The organism is Rhodococcus sp. PSi06 (assembly GCF_054960675.1).
In genome coordinates this window covers 119,897-134,759 of the sequence record NZ_JBHNYO010000015.1, presented here as the reverse complement: position 1 = coordinate 134,759, position 14,863 = coordinate 119,897, and the positions used below count along the sequence as shown (strand labels likewise).

Below are 14,863 nucleotides of genomic sequence, written 5' to 3'. Positions count from 1 at the left end.
GACTCGGCTTTTTCGCGTTTGTCGTGGGTAGCGTGAGTGCATGTCTACGCGGACGCGCCTGGTGTTGTTGTCCTCGATTCCCGCCGTGATGTGGCTCGTGGTCACCGTCGTGACCGTTGCCGGATGTTGGACAGCTCGGACCGGTGGTCAGTGGGCCGGATCGCTGCTGCTCATGTTCGCGACGTTGCTGTTCGTGTACGCCTTCGCGCTACCGTCCGCGACGACATTCGGCGTTCCCTACGTTCCGATCAGCGCGGTGCTGCTGGCGGTGGGTGCGGCGGCGGCGGCAGTGCGAATCGACGATTGGACCGGCGGATTCGACTTGCAGGAATTCTCGTACGGGGTGGTGCTCGCCGTCTGCGCAGTAGCGGCGTCGCTGGCGAGCCGCGTTCTCGCGGTGCGTGATTCGACGGCTCTGCGCTTGCGTTTTCCGGTAGGCGGCGGTCGGTGGGAGGCGGCCGCAGGCGAGGGCAGGTTCTTCAACCATCATTGGGTGGCACCACTGCAGCGCGCGGCGCTCGATTTCGTCGTGGTCGATCGCCGTGGGTCCTCACATCGCGGGATTGTTGCCCGATGCGACGAGGACTACTACGCGTTCGGCTCGCCGGTGCACTCCCCCGTCGACGCCGAGGTGGTCCGATGCGGCGACGGCCTGAACGACGGCGCACTCGACCCGGCGAAACCGGCGGGGAATCACGTGGTGCTGGGTGCCGGTTCGGAGGAGATTCTGATCGCGCACCTGAAGAAGGGCAGCGTCGCAGTCACCGCGGGGCAGACCGTGACGGCCGGCCAACTGCTGGGAATCGTCGGGAATTCCGGCAACTCCACCGAGCCACATCTACACATTCACGCGCAACGCGACGGCCGTCCGCTGCGGCTGGTGTTCAGCGACGTTCCCGGCCGGATGTGGCCGGGGCGACGCGTCAGCCGCCCATGATCCGGGCGCGACGCGTCACCACCAGCGCTCGAGGACCTGCGCCACTCCGTCTTCGGCGTTGGTGACGGTCACTTCGTTCGCCGCTGCCACGGCAGCCGGATGCGCGTTACCCATCGCGACCCCGAGGCCGACCATCGACAGCATCGGGACGTCATTGGGCATGTCGCCGAACGCAACGATGTCCGATGCGTCCACCGACAGCGTCTCGGCAACCTTGGCCAGGCCCGATGCCTTGGTGACCCCCGGTGCCGACAGCTCGATGAGCCCGTTGTCGGTGGAGAACGTCAGGTCGGCGCGTTCGGAGATCAGCGGCGAGAGAATGTTGGCCATGTGGCCGCTGGTGGATCCGGACAGCCGGATCAGCAACTTCACCGCGGGCACGTCGACTACGTCCTCCTCGGACATCTCGACGTTGTCGGGATTGAGCCACGCGTGCTCGTATCCGGGCGAGCTGACGAACTGCGGCGTGGCCGAGTCGTGCGCGGATCGGCCGACGCGCTCGGCCGCGAGACCACAACCGGGCAGGGCGCGGTAGGCGACGTCGGCCAGCCACTGCAGCGTCTCGACATCGAGGGTCTCGGCGCTGAGCACGCGATCGGTGGCTGCGTCGTAGATGACCGCACCGTTGGCGCACACCGACATCGGCGCATATCCGAGGCCGTCGACGACGGGGTGAATCCACCGCGGCGGCCTGCCGGTGGACAGCACGAACGGCACTCCGTCCGCGACGACGGCTGCGACCGCACGCTTGGTGCGTGCGCTGACTCGTTCGTGCTGGTCGAGCAGGGTCCCATCGACATCGCTGGCGACGAGTCGAGGGGCGAGGCGGGTGGTGTTCGGCGCGTTGGTCATTGTGAGGTCATTCTGCCCTAGTGTCGAAGCACCCTGTTTTCGACATGCACGTCTTCGATGTGGAAGGAACGGTAGATGACACCCGTGAACCGTCAGATCCGATTGGCTCAGCGCCCGGTGGGGCGGCCCGACGAGTCGACGTGGGATCTCACCGAGGAGCCGATTCCCACCCCGGGCGACGGCGAGTTCGTCGTCACCGTCGATTACGTCTCTCTCGATCCCGCCATGCGCGGCTGGCTCAACGATGCGCGCTCGTACGTGCCTCCCGTCGGTATCGGTGAGGTGATGCGTGCTCATGCCGTCGGCCGCGTCCTCGAGTCTCGGCATCCCGATTATGCTGTGGGCGAGGTCGTTTCGGGCTCGTTCGGCGTTACGGAGCATGCGGTCTCGGACGGGTCGGGTGTGCAGAGGGTCGACGAATCGATCGCGCCGGCACCCACGTGGCTCGGAGCCCTCGGTTTCCCGGGATTGACGGCGTATTTCGGCCTGATGGACGTCGGCAAGCTCACCGAGGGCGACACCGTCGTCATCTCGGGAGCCGCCGGAGCCGTCGGCAGCATTGCCGGCCAGATCGCGAAGGCCAAGGGGGCCAGGGTGATCGGGATCGCCGGTGGTCCGGAGAAGTGCGCATGGCTCACCGAGGAGCTGGGCTTCGACGCGGCGATCGACTACAAGAACGAGTCTGTCTACCAGGGGCTCAAGGCAGCCGCACCGAAGGGCATCGACGTCTATTTCGACAACGTCGGCGGTGAGATTCTCGACGCGGCGCTCTCGCGACTACGCAAGGGTGCGCGAGTGGTGTTGTGCGGGGCCATCTCCGGCTACAACGCCACCGAACCGCAGCCCGGCCCCGCGCACTACCTGTCGCTGCTGATCAATCGCGCGTCGATGACCGGGTTCATCATCTTCGATTACCTCGATCGCTTTCCGGAGGGCGTCGAGGCGCTGTCCGAGCTGCTCACCAGCGGCAAGATGACCGCGCGCGAGCAGATCGAGATCGGCGGGATCAGCGCCTTCGGATCCACGCTGAACCTGTTGTTCGACGGAGCCAACACCGGCAAACTCGTCCTCGAGGTCGGCGAACGCACCCACGATTCGGAATTATGAGGACGCCTCGTTCGTTGGACTCCACGTATCGACCGATAGAGAACTAGGAGAGCACATGTCTGCAGCCACCGAAACCGCCATTCTCGCCGGAGGATGCTTCTGGGGAGCCGAAGAGCTCGTCCGCAAGCTTCCGGGAGTGGTCTCCACCCGCGTCGGCTACACCGGCGGCGAGGTTCCCAACGCCACGTACCGCAACCACGGCAACCACGCCGAGGGGCTCGAGGTGGTCTACGACCCGACCAAGACGTCGTACCGCGATCTGCTGGAGTTCTTCTTCCAGATCCACGATCCGTCCACCAAGAACCGCCAGGGAAACGACATCGGTGCCAGCTACCGATCGGCGATCTTCTACCTGAACGACGAGCAGAAGCGCATCGCCGAGGACACCATCGCCGACGTCGACGCATCGGGCCTGTGGCCCGGCAAGGTCGTTACAGAGGTCACCCCGGCGGGCGACTTCTGGGAGGCCGAGCCCGAGCACCAGGACTACTTGCAGAAGTACCCCGAGGGCTACACCTGCCACTGGGTACGCCCGGACTGGAAGCTGCCGCGTCGCGCAACTGCTTGAGCGGCTCCGCCGCATGTGAGTGAGGAGCCTGCGGTCGTTCCGCAGGCTCCACTCACATAGGTCAGCCCGGCAAGTCCGACATGTCGAGTACGAATCTGTATCGAACATCGTTGGCCGCCAACCGGTCGAAGGCCTCGTTGACCTGAGCGGACGGCATCGTCTCCACCTCGGCGACGATGCCGTGCTCGCCGCAGAAGTCCAATAGTTCCTGGGTGTAGCGGCGTCCACCACTGCCCGCCGACGCCAGACTTTTCCGGCCTATCAGCAGGTCCAGGAAGTCGACGGTCGTGGAGCCGAGATAGCCCACGGTGCACAGGGTTCCATCGAGCGCGAGGGTGTTCAGGTAGGGCGCGAGATCGTGCTCGACGGGCACACAATCGATGATCAGATCCAGCGCGCCTCTCTGCTGAGCCATCTCGGCTTCGTCAGTGGACACGACGACGTGATGCGCTCCCAACGTCTTCGCATCGGCGGCTTTGGCTGCGCTGGTGGTGAATACGGTGACCTCGGCCCCGAGTGCGCGACCGAGCTTCACCGCCAGATGGCCGAGTCCGCCGATTCCGGCGACACCCAGCCGCACGCCCGGCCCGACCTTCCACCGGCGCAACGGTTCCCACACGGTGATGCCTGCACACATCAGGGGTGCAACAGCGGCGGGATCCAGGTTTTCGGGGCGATGGTAGACGAAGCGATCGCGTACCACGTATTCATCGGAATACGCACCGCGAGTGACAGTTCCATCGTGCCGGTCGTGTCCGCCGTAGGTCAGCGTCGGGAACTTTCGGCAGAAATTCTCCTGCCCGGCATTGCACATGTCGCATGTGCCGCACGAATCGACGATGTTTCCCACGGCCACCGCGTCGCCGACGGCGAATTCCGTGACACCGGATCCGACCTCGGTCACCTCACCGACGAACTCGTGCCCGGGCATCACCGGGAAGTCTCCCGGATTCCGCGTCGAGTGCAGATCTGTGTGGCACACCCCGCAGTACGTCACTCGCACGGCGACATCGTCGTCGCGCAGATCCCGTCGATCGAATGTCCACTGTTCGAGCGGCGAGGACTCGTCGACAGCCCGGTACCCAATAGTTGTTCGCACGTTCGCATCCCTTCAGAAGTAACCAACTGGTTGGAAACAGTAGCGGTTCATGAGACGCTTTTCAACCAACCAGTTGGAAATGTAGGGTTCTCGTATGGGAAATTCGACCGCCACCCGCGCACGGTTGCTGGCCGCAGCCACCGAGGAATTTGCGACGCACGGTATCGCCGGGGCACGGGTGGACCGAATCGCGGCGGCGGCCGCGTCGAACAAATCGTTGATCTACAGCTACTTCGGCAACAAGGACGCCCTGTTCGACATCGCCTTCGACACTCGAGTCGATGCCGACATCGCGAACATCGCGTTCACGCCCGAGGACCTGCCCGGCTACGCGGTCAAGCTGTACGACATGTACCTCGGCGACCCCATGCTGGTGCGCCTGTTGACGTGGGCCCGGCTGGAACGGACACCGGTCGGGCCACTGTTCGACCGCAGGCCCGACCACGACGACGTGAAATTCGCCGCGATCGCCGACGCCCAACGCGGCGGCCTGCTGGTCGACGACGTGGATGCCGCCGACATCTGGTCCATGCTCATCGCGCTGGCCGGAACGTGGGCTCAGGCGGCGATCATTCACACCGCCGACACCAGCGAACCCGTCGCCGATCACGACCGGCGGAGAGCGGCCCTTGCAGCCACCGTCCGGCGGGCGTTCTGCCGGCTCCACTGAATTCGTCACCGGGGTCGAACTACCGCGCAGATAGTGACGCAACTTGCGACACTGATTCGGTGATCTCCGACAGAACCCCTCGGTCGATGGCCGATGTCCTTCGTTCACCGCGTTTCTGGCTCGCGCCGATCCTCGTCGTCTCGGCTCTGATGTCGTTTCTCGCGGCCCTGTATCTGGGCGGTGTTCTCGATCCGCGGGGCAACCTGCACGATCTGCCCATCGCGATCGTCAATCAGGACGAGGGCGACACGCTCGCGGGCGAGCAGCGCAACATCGGCAACGACATCGTCGACGGACTGATCCAGAATGTGGACTCCGAGAAGGTCGACTTTCGCGAGGTCGGGCCCGCTCAGGCCGACTCGCTGTTGTCCACGGCCGAGGTCTACGGCTCCATCGTGATCCCCAGTGATTTCACCAAGAGAATGGGAATCCTGGCCGAGGGCAGCATCATTCCCGGCGACATCGAGAAGCCGATCATCACCGTCTACACCAACCCACGCGCAGGCAGTTTCGGCATGTCGCTGGTCACAGGAGTGGCCACTCCGGCCTTCGAGTCCGTCAACCAGACTGTGGGACAACAGATCTCCGACCAAGTTCGTCAACAACTCGGCGACACTCCCCTGGCCGGCGCGAGCGCACTGACGTTGGCACAGCCGATCAATGTGATTGTTGCCCAATACGATCCACTGCCCGACGGTACCGGCGGGGGCCTGTCCGCGTTCTACTACGCGCTACTGCTCGTCTTGGCAGGATTCACCGGCGCCACCATTGTCAGCACCCTCGTCGACGGCCTGTTGGGATTCACCCCCACCGAAATCGGACCGAAGTACATCCACCGCGGCCCCACCCGGATCAGCCGCTTCCAGACTTTGCTCGTCAAGTGGCTCGTGATGTTCGTTCTGGCCATGCTGGTGTCCGGCCTCTATCTGCTGATCAGCCATCTGCTCGGCATGCCCATCACGCACGCGTGGACACTGTGGCTGTACGGCGCTTTCGCGATTACCGCCGTCGGCATTACCGCTGTGGCGGTGATGTCCGCGTTCGGCACAGCCGGATTACTGATCAACCTGATCGTCTTCATCATTCTGGCGCTGCCGTCGTCCGGTGGCACGATTCCGCTCGAGGCCAGCCCGCCGGTCTTCACCTGGCTGGCGCAGTTCGAGCCGATGCATCAGATTTTCCTCGGCACCCGATCGATCCTGTATTTCAACGCCTCGCCCGACGCCGGCCTGCTGCATTCGGCGGGTATGACGTTGCTCGGGCTGGTCATCGGCCTGGTGTTCGGACTGGTGTTCACCCTTCTCTACGACCGCAAGGGCTTCGACAGAAGCCTCGATTCACCAGGTGCTATCAGCTGACGTCGGTACAGTGGGTCCAATGCTTGCTGTTGATCCGGCCGGGAGCGTGGCACCCCGACGTGCCTTCCACGCTTACCTCGACGTCGCCACCGTCGTCCTTGTGCTCGTGGGCACCAATCTCATCGCGCACTTCACCACGGCGTGGGCCAGTATCGCGACGGTTCCCATCGCGGCGGTACTGCTGGTGGTTCTCTCGAATCGACGTGGCTTGGGCTGGGCAGAACTGGGTCTGTCACCGAAGCAGTGGAAGACGGGCTCGCTGTACGCGCTGGGTGCGGTCGGAATAGTCCTGACGGTCGTGGCCATCGGCGCGTTGCTCCCGATGACTCGGCCGTTCTTCATGGCCGATCGGTATGCGACCGTCTCGGCCGCGGTGATCGCGTCGATGATCGTGATTCCACTGCAAACCGTCATTCCGGAGGAGCTCGCCTTCCGCGGGGTTCTGCACGGAACGCTCGGGCGCATCTACGGAGCACGAGGTGTCTTCGCCGCGGGATCGCTGCTCTTCGGACTGTGGCACATCGCGTCCTCGCTCGGTCTGACCGCCGGCAATGTCGGCCTCAGTGGGTTCCTCGGGGGCGGGCTGTTCGGACAGATCGTCGGCATCGGACTGGCCGTCATCGCCACCGCCGCGGCCGGGGTGGTCTTCACCTGGCTCCGCAGCCGCAGCGGAAGTCTCATCGCCCCCATTGCGCTGCACTGGTCGTTGAACGGACTCGGTGCATTGGCCGCCGCCCTGGTGTGGCACGCATCGATGAGCTGATCCAGGTGAAAGCGGATTTGCACGAGTATCTCCGCATCGCCCGCAAGAACATGCTGTGGAAACTCGACGGCCTCACCGAATACCAGAAGCGTCGGCCGATGACGCCGACCGGAACGAATCTCCTGGGTCTCGTAAAGCACTTGGCCCTCGTCGAGTACGGCTACTTCGGAATCACTTTCGGTCGTGAGTTTCCCGCTCGTTTCGCCGAGCTGGAGGCATCGGCCATAGCCCGGCTGAATTCCGACATGTGGGCCGCCGCTGAAGAATCGTCGGAATCGATTGTCGCCCTCTACCGGGAGGCATGGGAACATTAGGACAAGACCATCGCAGCCAACGAACTGGACACAGTAGGACGCGTCCTGCACTGGCCGGTGGAGAAGCAAGAAGTGACGTTGCATCGCGTGCTGGTGCACCTGTGCATCGAAACGAATCGACATGCCGGACACGCAGACATCCTGCGAGAACTGATCGACAGTTCCGTCGGGCTGCGCCTCGGCAACGAAAATATGGCCGACGGCGACGCAGCGTGGTGGGCACAGTACCGCGCCGAGCTGGAAACCGTTGCGCGAGAAGCTGATGAAGTTCATCCGACGACATGATGGATTGACCTACCAGTTCGTACGAGACGGATTCTGCTACGGATTCCAGTCGTACCGAAGAATCGACGCGGACATCTTCTGCCGACGGCTCCCCAGCTACGGCTGGGTGGTCTGTGATGCAGCAGAGTCAGAGATCTCGAGCAGACCGTTCGACGACGCAGGCTTCGGCGATCGACCGCCGGAAGGCGTGTGGGTGAGCCGCAAGGGCGATACGTCGCACGTATACGACTGCGTGGCGGATTGATGCCACAGGCCACCGACAGGTTTGTATTCACGAATCCTTATGCAGGACAATAGTTTTCAATTCGACTATCATTGCGTATCGAACTCATGTTCGATACACTTCTTCCTATGGCGACGGAGATCTGGCAACTGAGCGAGGCGCAACTCCTCGCCGACGCTGCCGCGGTCTCCCACCAGATTCAGTTGTTGGAAGCCCGGCGCATCGCCCTCGTCGCCGAGATCGACACCCGCGTTTCGCGGGAGAAACTCGGCTTTCCAGGACCCGCCGGCTGGCTGACCTCCACCACACTGCTCTCCCCGAGCAAGGCGAACAAGATCGTGGCCCTCGCCCGCGGACTGAAGAACTTCCCCGACATCGCCGACGCCGTGAACACCGGCAGCATCTCCATCGACCACGCCGCCCTGATCCTCGACTTCGCCGAAACACCACCGAAGGGTCTTGTGCAGGAAGGCCAGGACGACGCGAGAGCGGCACTGCTCACATCCGCGACCGGACCCGACGCCAGAACCGGACCACTGCGCGCAGCGATCACCCGCCTCCACGACAGCTTCGGCGGAAAGACCCCGCCGCCCGAAGACACCGACCGCAACGAACTCTTCGCCTCCACAACGTTGAACGGGCGCATGGTCCTCAAAGGGGACTTCGACGCCATCACCGGCGAAAAACTCCTCACGGCCCTCTCGCCGTTGACCGAACCTCGACCCGCAGTCGACGGCACCCAAGATGAACGCAGTCCCGCACGGCGACGAGCCGACGCCTTCGGGCACATCCTCGACCGCTACCTCGCCTCCAGTAACCGCCCCACCGAAGGCGGAGAGAAACCGCATGTCAACCTGCACATCAACCTGCGCGACCTCACTGACCTCCGCAACGCTGCCGCAGGCGCAAACAACGCAGACATCACCGACGACGAGAACACCCGCGCCGCAACCGAACCCGACAGCAAGATCGGCAGCGACCGTGGCGCATATCGCGATCTGTTCGGCGACGGCACCACCGTCGGCTGGCTGCCCTGGATGGGACCACTGTCCCGCAACAGCTCGCGTCAACTGGCCTGCGACTGCCTTCTCACGGCCATCGTCATGGATGAGAACGGCAACCCGCTCAACCTCGCGCGCACTGTTCGCACCGTCACCGCCAAACAGAAACGAGCGTTGACCGCCCGCGATCACGGGTGCGCGTTTCCCGGTTGCGGCAAACCCGCCGCCTGGACCGAAGGCCACCACATCTGGCACTGGACCGACGGCGGCCCCACCGACATGAACAACCTGGTCCTGCTCTGCGGATTCCACCACCGACTCATCCACCACTCAGACTGGGAAGTGTTCATCGCAGCCGATCAGCACCCCTGGTTCGTACCCCCGGCCACTGTCGACCCCACCCGACAACCGCGACGATCACACGCCCGAGCCGGCCCCCACATCGCCTGAGCTCCGGCAAAAACACTCCAGCCCCGCACCGAGAACACGGTGCGGGGCTGGAAGAGATTGGTCTCAGGAACCCGAGGGAGCTGCGGGAGCTGCGGGCGGTGCGGGAGGAGTCGCACCATCAGCCGGAGCGGGCGGTGCAGGCGGCGTGGCACCGTCACCCTCGGCACCCGGAGTCGGCGGTGCGGGAGGCGTCGCACCATCGGCAGGAGCCGGCGGTGCGGGAGGCGTAGCGCCATCACCCTCGGCGGGCGGTGCAGGCGGCGTCGCGCCGTCGCCCGGTGCACACACAGCACCACCAGGGCCACCTGCGCCCGGTCCACCCTTACCGGGACCACCATCGGCCGGTCCGCCCTTACCCGGACCACCAGCGGGCGGAGCAGGCGGCGTCGCACCGTCACCCGGTGCCGGTGGGGTAGGAACCGCGGGAACCGTCGATCCGTCGCCGGAATCCGGTGCCGCAGGAGCCGCCGGCACCTCGGACGCATCCGTTCCCCCACCACCGTCGGTTCGCTGACCGAGTGCGGACGACGACGCGACCGTGGACACGCCGGGAGACACATCGGGTCCGGTGGCGGCGAACACCGCGCCGGTCACCAGGGCTCCAACTGCCAGACCGGCTGCAGCGGTCGCCGCCAGCGGTATCCGTCCTCTCCACCGCTTGGGCTTGTTCTCCCGAGTCGCCGGGGCACTCGGGGTGGGCTCGGGGTTGGATGCGGCTGGGATCGGTTGAGTCTGATCGTTCACGTTCACTCCTTGTTGGGACTGTGTCGTTCGTTTCGGTCTGTCACCGACACTGCCGTCGCTAGCTGAAGTCACCCTGAAGCTGGGCGCATCTTCAGGATCACTTCAGGTGGTGGGTGACAATCGAGGCATGACATACAGTTCCGCTCCCCGGGTGATGGTGGTGGAGGACTCGCTGCCGATCCGGGAAGCGCTGATGGCCGCATTCGAGGACGCAGGTTTCACTGCCGCGTCCCTGCCCGACGGCGACGACTTCGAGACGACGATGGCAGGCTTCCGGCCCGACGTGGTGATCCTCGATGTCATGCTGCCCGGTGCGCGAGACGGTTTCGCTCTCATCGACGTCGTCCGGCAGAGCAGCGATGCCGGCATCATCATGGTCACCGCAAAAGATCAGTTGGCCGACCGACTGCGCGGACTGAGCGACGGTGCCGACGACTACGTGGTCAAACCATTTCAGCTCGACGAGGTGGTCGCCCGCGCAAAATCTGTGTTGCGCCGTCGCGGTCGGTCGTCCGACGCGGTCCAAGTAGGCGATCTACTGGTCGACGAGTCCGCCGGAGTGGTCACTCGCGCCGGTCAGGTTCTCGATCTGACTGCGACGGAACTCCGCCTGGCAACGTTCCTCGTTGCGCAGCGCGGACGCACCGTCTCCAAAACCTCTATCCTCGAGTCGGTCTGGGGCTACGGAGCGTATGACGGCAACCTGGTGGAAGTGCACATCAGTGCGTTGCGTCGCAAGATGGAAGCCCATGGGCCGCGGTTGATCCATACCGTCCGGGGCCTCGGTTATGCATTGCGGGCTCCGCAGTGAAGCGCACGCCCACGCCCTCGCTGCGAATGCGGGTGGTCGCCACCGTCGTCGTGTTGTTCGCTGTGCTACTGGTGATCGTCGGCTCGTCGGTGGATGTGGTTCTCGGTCAACAGCTTCGGCGTGATCTGGAAGCGAGGCTCTCGGATAGATCCACCCGCGCGGTCGAGCTGGTGGACAGTGGCGTCGGCAGCGAGGATCTGGTGCAGTCACTCCAGGGCGACGCCATCCGAGTTCGTATCACCGCAGCGGACGGAACCGTGTACGGCGCGCCTGCCAGCGGGCCGCCCGGGCCGAACGTCCGGCCGGCTACCCCAGCTCCGCCTGCCGGCCAGTCCAAGGCCCCTGGTCCCCCCGAACCTCCAGCGCCTCCGTCGGATTCACTCGCGATCACCGAGCCCTTGCCTGATGGTTCGACGCTCTCGCTCCTCGGCGATACCACCGCGATCGCCGATGTCCGGCGTCAACTTCGCATCCTGATGCTGGGGGCGGGTGCCGTCACTTTGTTGTTGGCGGCTGCTGCGCTGACCTTCGCTGTGCGACGAGCACTGTCCCCGCTGGACTCGATGACCACGGTGGCACGTCGAATTACCAACGGCGACAGGGGTAGACGGCTCTTGCCCACCAAACCGAACACGGACCTCGGCCGGACTGCCTCGGCTGTGGACGAGATGCTCGACGCCCTCGAAGACGCCGAGCGTCGGGAGGCAGCGGCCGCTCGCACGGCCCGCCTTGCCGAGGAGGACATGCGACGCTTCCTGGCCGATGCCGCGCACGAGCTCCGCACTCCGGTCGCCGGTATCTCGGCGCTCGCACAGTCGCTTCAGCGCGACGCAGAGCATCGCCCCGATCGGGTGTCCAGGTGGAGCGAGCTGTTGGTCGGCGAATCGGGCAGGGCGTCACGATTGGTGGGCGACATGCTCGATTCCGTTCGGGCAGACAACACATCGGATCTCGAGCTGGTCGACGCAGACCTCGCTGACGTCACCCGACGCACCGTCGAGCGCGCAGCCCTGCTGTCACCGCACATAGACTTCGACGTCGATGCGGCACAATCGGTTTCGGTTCGAGTGGACGTCGGTCGCATCGAGCAGATCTTGTCGAACGTACTCGACAATGCTGTTCGATTCACCCCGTCCGGCGGGACGATTCGGATAGCGGTCGGCGTGCATTCGCAGGCGATCGTCACCGTCGACGACGACGGGCCCGGGGTCGCAGAGGCGGACCGTGAGCGCATCTTCGAGCGGCTCGTCAGGCTGAATTCTGCCCGCGACCGCTCGTCCGGTGGCGTCGGACTCGGGCTCTCGATCGCCCGGACACTGGCGCGCGCACATGGCGGCGAACTCACCTGCCTCGCAGGGCCTACCGGCGCGAGATTCCGCCTGACCCTTCCCCTCGAACTCTGAAACCCTGAATACGCCTGCTACTCGACGATCAAATCCATCAGCAGGCTGTCGTGCCACCCGCTCGGGCCCTTCTCGTACTTGCGCATGATTCCCACCGGCTCGAAACCGACTGCGCTGTAACAGGCTATCGCTACTGCGTTGTCTGCGGCCGGGTCGATGACCAGGCGATGGTGACCCAGATCCACAGTCAGGTAGCGCACGAGTGTTCGCACGGCATCCTGTCCGACTCCGTGGCCGTGGACGGCCGGGTCGAGAAAGATGTCGATCGACGCGTGCCGGTACATCGGATCGGTCTCTTCGCCGTACTGAATCAAACCGACTGTTGCACTGTTCAATTCGACAATCAGACGGGTCTCGTCGGTGTTGTCGAACGGCCAGTTCTCGTCGGCGTCCTCGTCACCCCACCGGGCGTACACCTCGGGGGTGTGCAGTATTCGGCGTAGCTCCGGTACATCCTTCGCGGTGATGGGCCGCAACACGACCCGTTCCCCGTGAAGGTTCATACCGCCCGACTACTCGGCGCGCTTGGCCGCGCGTGCCGCGAGATCCTGGGCGTCGAGCTTGTCGGCTTCTTCCAGCGTCGGGGCACTGCCGCCGAGTCGGGCCGGAACCCAGTAGGCACCCGGCTCGTGGTGGTAGCCCTCCTGCAGCTCGAGCAGCATCTTCTGCATCACCGCGCGGAGCTTGTCGGTGAGCTCGTTCGGCGGTCCGACGGGTGCTATCGGCTCACCCACGGCGATGGAAATGGGAGTGTTGGTGCGGCCCAACCGCTTCGGGTAGCCCTTGGTCCACACTCGCTGCGCGCCCCAGATGACCGTCGGGATGATGGGGACGCCGGCCTCGATGGCCATGCGCGCTGCACCCGACTTGAATTCCTTGATCTCGAAGCTGCGACTGATGGTGGCCTCGGGATACACGCCCACCAGTTCGCCGTTGCGCAGACTCTGCACGGCCGACTTGTAGGACTCCGCACCTGCCCCACGATCGACGGGGATGTGCTTGAGCGCGCGCATGATGGGTCCGGAGATCTTGTTGTCGAAGACTTCCTTCTTGGCCATGAAGCGGATGTATCGCTTCACTCGTCGCGGCGGAAGCCCCGCGTAGGTGAAGTCCATGTATCCGGTGTGGTTGACGGCGACCACCGCTCCACCGGTGGCAGGGATGTGTTCCTCGCCCTCGACCTCGAACTTCAGGCCCTCGAACGCGAACACCGCACGAGCGATGCCGATGACTGATCGGTAGACGGGTTCCACAGTCGGTTAGCGTAGTCGGTGAACGAGGCCGGAGAAAAGGTCCGACGACGGTGTGGTCGGGTCTCGAGCGGTTCGGTCGAGAAGCTATGGGGGAGAGAAAACACGTGAAGAACAGAGCGGCACCACTGCGGCGCAGCCGAGTCGGCCGAACCGCGCTGCCGCTGATCGCGACGATTGCACTGGTCGGTGCCTGCGATTCCGCGGTCGGAATCCCTTCCGAGCAATCCGCCTCGTCGAGCAGCACGGTCGAGACCACAACGGCCCAGTCCCCTGCCGCCGGGTCGACCGCCCAGGAACCCTCGACCACGGCCCCGACGCCGCCGCCCATCCCACCGGGTCCACCCGTCGGCGAGGCACCCGGTAATCCGGCGGCAGCCGCGGCGCTGCGGCCGTTCGTCAACGATCTCACCAGCGGCGGCATAGGTGTCGTCACGGCCAAGTGCTGGACGGTCCCGCCCACCGACATCCCGACGATGTACTTCGACACCGACGCCGTACTCGCTGCAGTGGCTGCTCCGGCCGTCGACGGCCAGTACGCCGTGACGTGGACCGGGCCTACCGTGACGGTCGGTATCAAACGCAGCGAGATCGCGTCGGGCTACGCCTGCCCCACCGTCTACCCCACCGGCACCGCCCCCGTGTTCGACGCGGCAGATGCGGCCTACACCGTCGATCGCTATCTGGGCCGCATTGCCGGTATCCCGGTCAACCGGGACGACGTGGAGGAGCGCTACCCACTGGTGTGCGACGCCCGGCAAACATGGGATCCCAACGGCACCGGGTCACCCACGGCGCCGCCGCTGTCGCAGAACCCGGCAATTCTGCCGAGCATCACCTCGTTCGATCCCGACAGCGTGTTCGTCACGGCGCAGAACGGCCTCTACACGCAGGTCAATGCCGACATCATCGATGCCTCGGGGGCGTACCAGAACCGCACGTTCCTGTTGGCAATCGGCGGCGAGGGCTACTGCATCGGCGACATCGCCTGAGCATCAGTCCCTCAGGAATGGAGCCTGCGGAACGAC

Annotated in this window: 16 protein-coding genes and 1 pseudogene; 12 read left to right on the top strand and 5 right to left on the bottom strand. The window is 64.8% G+C overall.

What is annotated here, in order from left to right:
• Positions 1–40: 40 nt before the first annotated feature.
• Complete coding sequence (locus ACFI9K_RS19830; RefSeq protein ID WP_462665085.1) at positions 41–937, top strand: M23 family metallopeptidase; 897 nt, start codon at positions 41–43, stop codon at positions 935–937.
• 15 nt (positions 938–952) lie between these two features.
• On the opposite strand, the gene ACFI9K_RS19825 is transcribed toward ACFI9K_RS19830, so the two are convergent.
• Positions 953–1,789, bottom strand: coding sequence for an HAD family hydrolase (locus ACFI9K_RS19825; protein WP_462665084.1), 837 nt, complete (start codon positions 1,787–1,789; stop codon positions 953–955).
• Between the two features lie 75 nt (positions 1,790–1,864).
• On the opposite strand from ACFI9K_RS19825, the gene ACFI9K_RS19820 reads away from it, so the two are divergent.
• Together ACFI9K_RS19820 and msrA are read left to right on the top strand one after the other, a co-directional pair.
• Entirely contained in the window at positions 1,865–2,896 is a 1,032-nt protein-coding gene (locus ACFI9K_RS19820; RefSeq protein ID WP_462665083.1) for an NADP-dependent oxidoreductase, read from the top strand.
• A gap of 55 nt (positions 2,897–2,951) precedes the next feature.
• Entirely contained in the window at positions 2,952–3,464 is a 513-nt protein-coding gene (gene msrA, locus ACFI9K_RS19815; RefSeq protein ID WP_283316441.1) for a peptide-methionine (S)-S-oxide reductase MsrA, read from the top strand.
• 61 nt (positions 3,465–3,525) lie between these two features.
• Here msrA and ACFI9K_RS19810 read toward each other — a convergent pair whose 3' ends face one another.
• Entirely contained in the window at positions 3,526–4,563 is a 1,038-nt protein-coding gene (locus tag ACFI9K_RS19810) for an NAD(P)-dependent alcohol dehydrogenase (RefSeq protein ID WP_462665082.1), read from the bottom strand.
• A 94-nt stretch (positions 4,564–4,657) separates the two neighbouring features.
• On the opposite strand from ACFI9K_RS19810, the gene ACFI9K_RS19805 reads away from it, so the two are divergent.
• The 6 genes and pseudogenes from ACFI9K_RS19805 to ACFI9K_RS19780 all read left to right on the top strand — a co-directional run bounded on the left by ACFI9K_RS19805 (position 4,658) and on the right by ACFI9K_RS19780 (position 9,627).
• Positions 4,658–5,233, top strand: a complete 576-nt coding sequence (locus ACFI9K_RS19805; RefSeq protein WP_462665081.1) for a TetR family transcriptional regulator — start codon at positions 4,658–4,660, stop codon at positions 5,231–5,233.
• A gap of 86 nt (positions 5,234–5,319) precedes the next feature.
• A complete protein-coding gene (locus ACFI9K_RS19800; protein ID WP_462665112.1) occupies positions 5,320–6,591 on the top strand; it encodes a YhgE/Pip domain-containing protein in 1,272 nt (423 codons plus the stop codon).
• Positions 6,592–6,610: 19 nt separating this feature from the next.
• On the top strand, positions 6,611–7,354 hold the full coding sequence (locus tag ACFI9K_RS19795) for a type II CAAX endopeptidase family protein (protein WP_222095630.1): 744 nt from the start codon (positions 6,611–6,613) through the stop codon (positions 7,352–7,354).
• Positions 7,351–7,953, top strand: a pseudogene (locus tag ACFI9K_RS19790) (DinB family protein). The gene ACFI9K_RS19795 and the pseudogene ACFI9K_RS19790 overlap by 4 nt, the downstream one beginning before the upstream one ends.
• Entirely contained in the window at positions 7,931–8,197 is a 267-nt protein-coding gene (locus tag ACFI9K_RS19785; protein ID WP_462665080.1) for a hypothetical protein, read from the top strand. The pseudogene ACFI9K_RS19790 and the gene ACFI9K_RS19785 overlap by 23 nt, the downstream one beginning before the upstream one ends.
• A gap of 107 nt (positions 8,198–8,304) precedes the next feature.
• Entirely contained in the window at positions 8,305–9,627 is a 1,323-nt protein-coding gene (locus ACFI9K_RS19780) for an HNH endonuclease signature motif containing protein (RefSeq protein WP_462665079.1), read from the top strand.
• A 63-nt stretch (positions 9,628–9,690) separates the two neighbouring features.
• Here ACFI9K_RS19780 and ACFI9K_RS19775 read toward each other — a convergent pair whose 3' ends face one another.
• Positions 9,691–10,371 (bottom strand): hypothetical protein, encoded by a 681-nt coding sequence (locus tag ACFI9K_RS19775; protein WP_462665078.1) that lies wholly within the window; start codon positions 10,369–10,371, stop codon positions 9,691–9,693.
• Between the two features lie 127 nt (positions 10,372–10,498).
• Between ACFI9K_RS19775 and ACFI9K_RS19770 the strand changes: the two genes are divergently transcribed.
• The gene (locus ACFI9K_RS19770) at positions 10,499–11,182 is read left to right on the top strand and encodes a response regulator transcription factor (protein WP_462665077.1); all 684 of its coding nucleotides are present in this window, start codon (positions 10,499–10,501) and stop codon (positions 11,180–11,182) included.
• The gene (locus ACFI9K_RS19765; RefSeq protein ID WP_462665076.1) at positions 11,179–12,585 is read left to right on the top strand and encodes a HAMP domain-containing sensor histidine kinase; all 1,407 of its coding nucleotides are present in this window, start codon (positions 11,179–11,181) and stop codon (positions 12,583–12,585) included. The genes ACFI9K_RS19770 and ACFI9K_RS19765 overlap by 4 nt, the downstream gene beginning before the upstream one ends.
• Before the next feature lie 17 nt (positions 12,586–12,602).
• Here the strand turns inward: ACFI9K_RS19765 and ACFI9K_RS19760 are convergent, their stop codons facing one another.
• Positions 12,603–13,088, bottom strand: coding sequence for a GNAT family N-acetyltransferase (locus ACFI9K_RS19760; protein WP_462665075.1), 486 nt, complete (start codon positions 13,086–13,088; stop codon positions 12,603–12,605).
• A gap of 9 nt (positions 13,089–13,097) precedes the next feature.
• Positions 13,098–13,838 carry a lysophospholipid acyltransferase family protein gene (locus ACFI9K_RS19755; protein ID WP_462665074.1) on the bottom strand — a complete coding sequence of 247 codons (741 nt, stop codon included), beginning with the start codon at positions 13,836–13,838 and terminating at the stop codon, positions 13,098–13,100.
• A 104-nt stretch (positions 13,839–13,942) separates the two neighbouring features.
• On the opposite strand from ACFI9K_RS19755, the gene ACFI9K_RS19750 reads away from it, so the two are divergent.
• Positions 13,943–14,827 (top strand): hypothetical protein, encoded by an 885-nt coding sequence (locus ACFI9K_RS19750; protein ID WP_462665073.1) that lies wholly within the window; start codon positions 13,943–13,945, stop codon positions 14,825–14,827.
• Positions 14,828–14,863: the final 36 nt, after the last annotated feature.